Source organism: Gemmata sp. (assembly GCF_051859125.1).
Taxonomy (GTDB): domain Bacteria; phylum Planctomycetota; class Planctomycetia; order Gemmatales; family Gemmataceae; genus Gemmata.
This window is the reverse complement of the sequence record NZ_JBHYGG010000199.1, coordinates 1-3,808: the sequence shown is the minus strand read 5'-3', so window position 1 is coordinate 3,808 and position 3,808 is coordinate 1. Positions and strand designations below refer to the sequence as shown.

The following is a 3,808-nucleotide window of genomic DNA, read 5'->3' as shown; positions in this document are numbered from 1 at the left end:
TTGGTTTGTAGGGGCCGCCCTCCGTGGCGGCCCGCGTGAGGCGAACGACTCAACAACGCAACCCCGCGTCGCACGGAACACCGTCGAATGGCCGACCCGCTGCTCACCGCCGAGAACCTCACGAAGGACTACGGCTCGTTCCGCGCGCTCGCGGGGCTGAACGTCACCATCGCCCCCGGCGAGGTCGTCGGCCTGCTCGGCCCGAACGGCTCGGGCAAGTCCACGGCGCTGCGGAGCCTGCTCGGGTTCCTGAAGCCGACCGCCGGGCGGGCCACCATCGGCGGCTTCGACTGCTGGGAACAGGGCGTCGAGGCCCGCAAACTGGTCGCGTACCTCCCCGGCGAGTTGCGGCTCTACGACACCATGACCGGCCGCCGGCTCGTCACGTTCCTCGGCAAGCTCCGCGGCGAGGTGCCCGGCCCGGAGGTCGATCTCCTCGCGAAGAAGCTCGACATCGACATCGACCGCCCGCTCACGCACATGTCGAGCGGCATGAAGCGGAAGGTCGCGCTGCTCGCGGTTCTGATCCCGAAGGTGCCGCTCATCGTCCTCGACGAGCCGACGAACACGCTCGACCCGACGATGCGCGACGAGTTGCTGGAGCAGCTCAAGGGCGCGAAGGCCCGCGGGCAGGCGGTGCTGTTCTCGTCGCACGTCCTGCAAGAAGTCGAAGCGGTGTGCGACCGCGTGCTGGTCCTGCGCCGCGGCGAACTCGTTCACGTTCAGGACATGGCCGAACTCCGCGAGGGCAGGGCGGTGTCGGCCCGGCTGACCGGCCCCGCACCCGCGACCGGCCCCGAGGGCGAGCAACTGCCGGCCGACGCGGTCGCGGACGGCGCGCTGAACCTGACGTACCGCGGCAAGCTCCCCGCACTCTTGGACTGGCTCGCCAAGCAGCCGCTCGCCGACCTCAAGATCGAGCCGCAGGGGCTGACGCCGATCTACCGCCGCTTCCACGGGTGACTTCAGAAGAGGAGTCACCGCGGAGGGCGCGAAGGGCGTAGAGAAGACAAAAGGCAGAGGAAGATTTGGTTCCGAACTCCGCACGCTCTGGTTCTTGGTTTCTCTCTGCGCCCTCCGCGCCCTCTGCGGTGAATCCGGATTTATGGTGGGAGACGGCATGACGTACATTCTGGTTCGCAAGCTCCTCCGCGACGTGCGGCCCGCACTCGTCGTGGTGTGCCTCGTGCTGTTCGTGTTCGCGACGTTCTGGGTCAAAATTGCGCAGCGCGTGACCGTCGAAATCTCGCCGGTGTTCACGTCCATCGCGTCGGTGTTCGGGGACCGGAACCTGTTCCAGAACCTGATGTTCAAGGGGCCGGGGAAGGTGTCGCAGGCGGCGCTCGGATGGGGCGACCTGAACTTCGAGCGGCCCAACGACTTCCTCGCGATGGGGATGCTGCACCCGATCGTGCTCACGATGTGCCTCGTCTGGGGCGTGGGCCGGGCCGCGGGGGCGGTGGCGGGCGAACTCGACCGCGGCACAATGGAACTGCTCATGTCGCAGCCGGTGCCCCGGAACCGGCTCATCTTCGCGCACTTCCTGGTCGATCTCGTCGTACTGCCGACGCTGTGTCTCGCGTTCTTCGCCGGCACGCAACTCGGTCTCCTACTGGTGGGCGACTTCGTCCCCGACTACACGATGCTCAAGAGCCTGACCGGGCCGGGCGGCCGGCCGCTGCCGTTCCAGATCCCCGAGAACCCCGAACCGCTGCCGGTGAGCGGCCTCGGCGAGATCCCCGGCCTCGTGAACACGTTCGCGCTGATGTTCGCTGTGAGCGGCATCACGGTGGCGATCTCCGCGGCCGGCCGGAGCCGCGGGCGCGTGACCGGGTACGCGGTGCTGGTGGTGATGACGATGTTCGTGGCGAACACGATCGGCCAGCTCTGGGAGCCGGCCGGGTTCGTGCGGCCGCTGACGCTGTTCTTCTACTACCAGCCGCAGAAGGTGATGCTCGACGGGAACTGGCTCACGGACATCGGCCGCGAGTGGCCCGGCGTGCCGCCCGTGTCCGGGGCGGGGGTGCTGATCGCCGTCGGGCTCGTGGGCTACCTCGTCGCGCTCCGCACCTTCACCCGCCGCGACTTGCCCGCCCCGCTGTAAAACAGTCACGCCCACCCGGAGCGACGGGTGGCGGTGGGAACTGACTGCTGGCGTGGGGTGACTTCATGACGACTGACGTTCGGCACGTTCTCGGCCTCGTCCGCGACGGTGCCCTCTCGATCGACGACGCGGCCGCACAACTCGGGGGCGTGGCCGACCTGGGCTTCGCCACGCTCGACCTCCAGCGCAAGGAGCGGTGCGGGTTCCCCGAGGTGGTGTTCGCGGAAGGCAAGACCGCGGAGTGGGTGGAAGGGGCGGTCCGGCGGCTCGCGGCCGCGGGGCAGGACTGCTTCGTGACGCGCGTGAACCCCGCCCAGGCCGAGCACCTCGCGCCGCTCTTTCCGACCGCCGAGCAGGACCGACTCGCCCGCACGTTCTGGCTCCCGGTTCCCGGCGAGCGGCCCGCACCCGTTGGCAAGGTGTGCGTCGTCACGGCCGGCACGAGCGACCTGCCGGTCGCGCAGGAGGCCGCAAACACGGCGCGCGTGATGGGTGCGGGCGTCGAGTTAATCGCGGACGTTGGCGTGGCGGGGATTCACCGCGTGCTGCGGCAGCGCGAGCGGCTCGCGGCGGCGGACGTGGTGGTCGTCGTCGCGGGAATGGACGGGGCGCTGCCGAGCGTGGTCGGCGGCCTCGTGGACTGCCCCGTGATCGCGTGCCCGACGAGCGTCGGGTACGGGGCGGCGTTCGGCGGCGTCGCGGCGCTGCTCACGATGCTGAACAGTTGCTCGGCCGGCGTGTGTTCCGTGAACATCGACGCCGGCTTCAAAGCGGGTTACACCGCGGCGCTCATCGTCAAGCGCATCGAGAAGGCCCGCAACTCGAAGACCCCGGGGTGAGCCCGGGGCCGACCGCACTCACGGCGTGCCGTACTGCGCCCCCTGCGACGTGGTCACGTTCACCGGGACCGGAGCCGGAAACGGCTGCGGCGGGGAGATGGGCGCAATCGGCGAGTAGTTCGAGCCCGACACGACCGAACTCGGCGGGGGCGGCGGCGCAATCGGGTCGAGCGTCGGGGGCGGGGGCGACGCCCCCATGCTCCGCTGTGCGGTCGGCGGGTCGAGCGACGGCGGCGGGAGCTGCCCGGTACCGACCGGTGCGGACGGCGGCAGGAGAGCGGGTGCCGTGGACGGGACGCCCACGGGCGCGACCGGCGGACCGCCGGCGCGGGCGACGGGCTGCACGCCGGCCGGGTGGGCGGCGAAGCCCCCCGCGGGCTGGACCGCGCCGGTCGCACCGACGCCGCCCGTGAAGGTGTTCGGCGCCGCCGGCCGCGGGTTCGGTCCGCCGGGGGCCGGGGTGGTCGCGGAGATGGGCTGGATGCCGGGGAGGCCCGGCGGCGGGAGCGTCGTCGGCTTGTTGGTGGCACCGCTCGACCCGATCCGCGGGGGCGGGGACTTCCCTGTCCCCATGCACCCGACGGTTCCGAGGCACAGCACGGCGCCCAGCCCCGTGCGCACCCACCACACGCGCGCTCCCTGCGGCATGATCTCTTCCCCCGTCACCCGAGGCGAGCGACCGGCGTCCTGCCAGTCGGCATTCGCGTTCGTTTGGAACGAGGGCATACCGACGCCTGCACCGGGAATCAACCCGACCTCAACCGAGCCACACGCCTGGAAATGTAGGCAGTCCGGGCGAGCGGGGGGCGTGAGTCCCCCCGGTACGATTGCAGAGGCACCGGGGGACTGACGCCCCCCGCTCGCC

Annotated in this window: 4 protein-coding genes; 3 read left to right on the top strand and 1 reads right to left on the bottom strand. The window is 70.9% G+C overall.

Annotated features, from left to right (window positions below; translation table 11 throughout):
- The first annotated feature begins 87 nt into the window (after nucleotides 1-87).
- The 3 genes from ACTIGN_RS16960 (at nucleotide 88) to larB (ending at nucleotide 2,943) form a co-directional block, all read left to right on the top strand.
- Nucleotides 88-963, top strand: coding sequence for an ABC transporter ATP-binding protein (locus ACTIGN_RS16960; protein ID WP_439625928.1), 876 nt, complete (start codon nucleotides 88-90; stop codon nucleotides 961-963).
- A gap of 157 nt (nucleotides 964-1,120) precedes the next feature.
- Entirely contained in the window at nucleotides 1,121-2,104 is a 984-nt protein-coding gene (locus ACTIGN_RS16955) for an ABC transporter permease subunit (RefSeq protein WP_439625925.1), read from the top strand.
- A gap of 65 nt (nucleotides 2,105-2,169) precedes the next feature.
- Nucleotides 2,170-2,943 (top strand): nickel pincer cofactor biosynthesis protein LarB, encoded by a 774-nt coding sequence (gene larB / locus ACTIGN_RS16950; RefSeq protein WP_439625923.1) that lies wholly within the window; start codon nucleotides 2,170-2,172, stop codon nucleotides 2,941-2,943.
- Between the two features lie 18 nt (nucleotides 2,944-2,961).
- Here the strand turns inward: larB and ACTIGN_RS16945 are convergent, their stop codons facing one another.
- Nucleotides 2,962-3,591 carry a hypothetical protein gene (locus ACTIGN_RS16945; RefSeq protein WP_439625921.1) on the bottom strand — a complete coding sequence of 210 codons (630 nt, stop codon included), beginning with the start codon at nucleotides 3,589-3,591 and terminating at the stop codon, nucleotides 2,962-2,964.
- Between the last annotated feature and the right edge of the window lie 217 nt (nucleotides 3,592-3,808).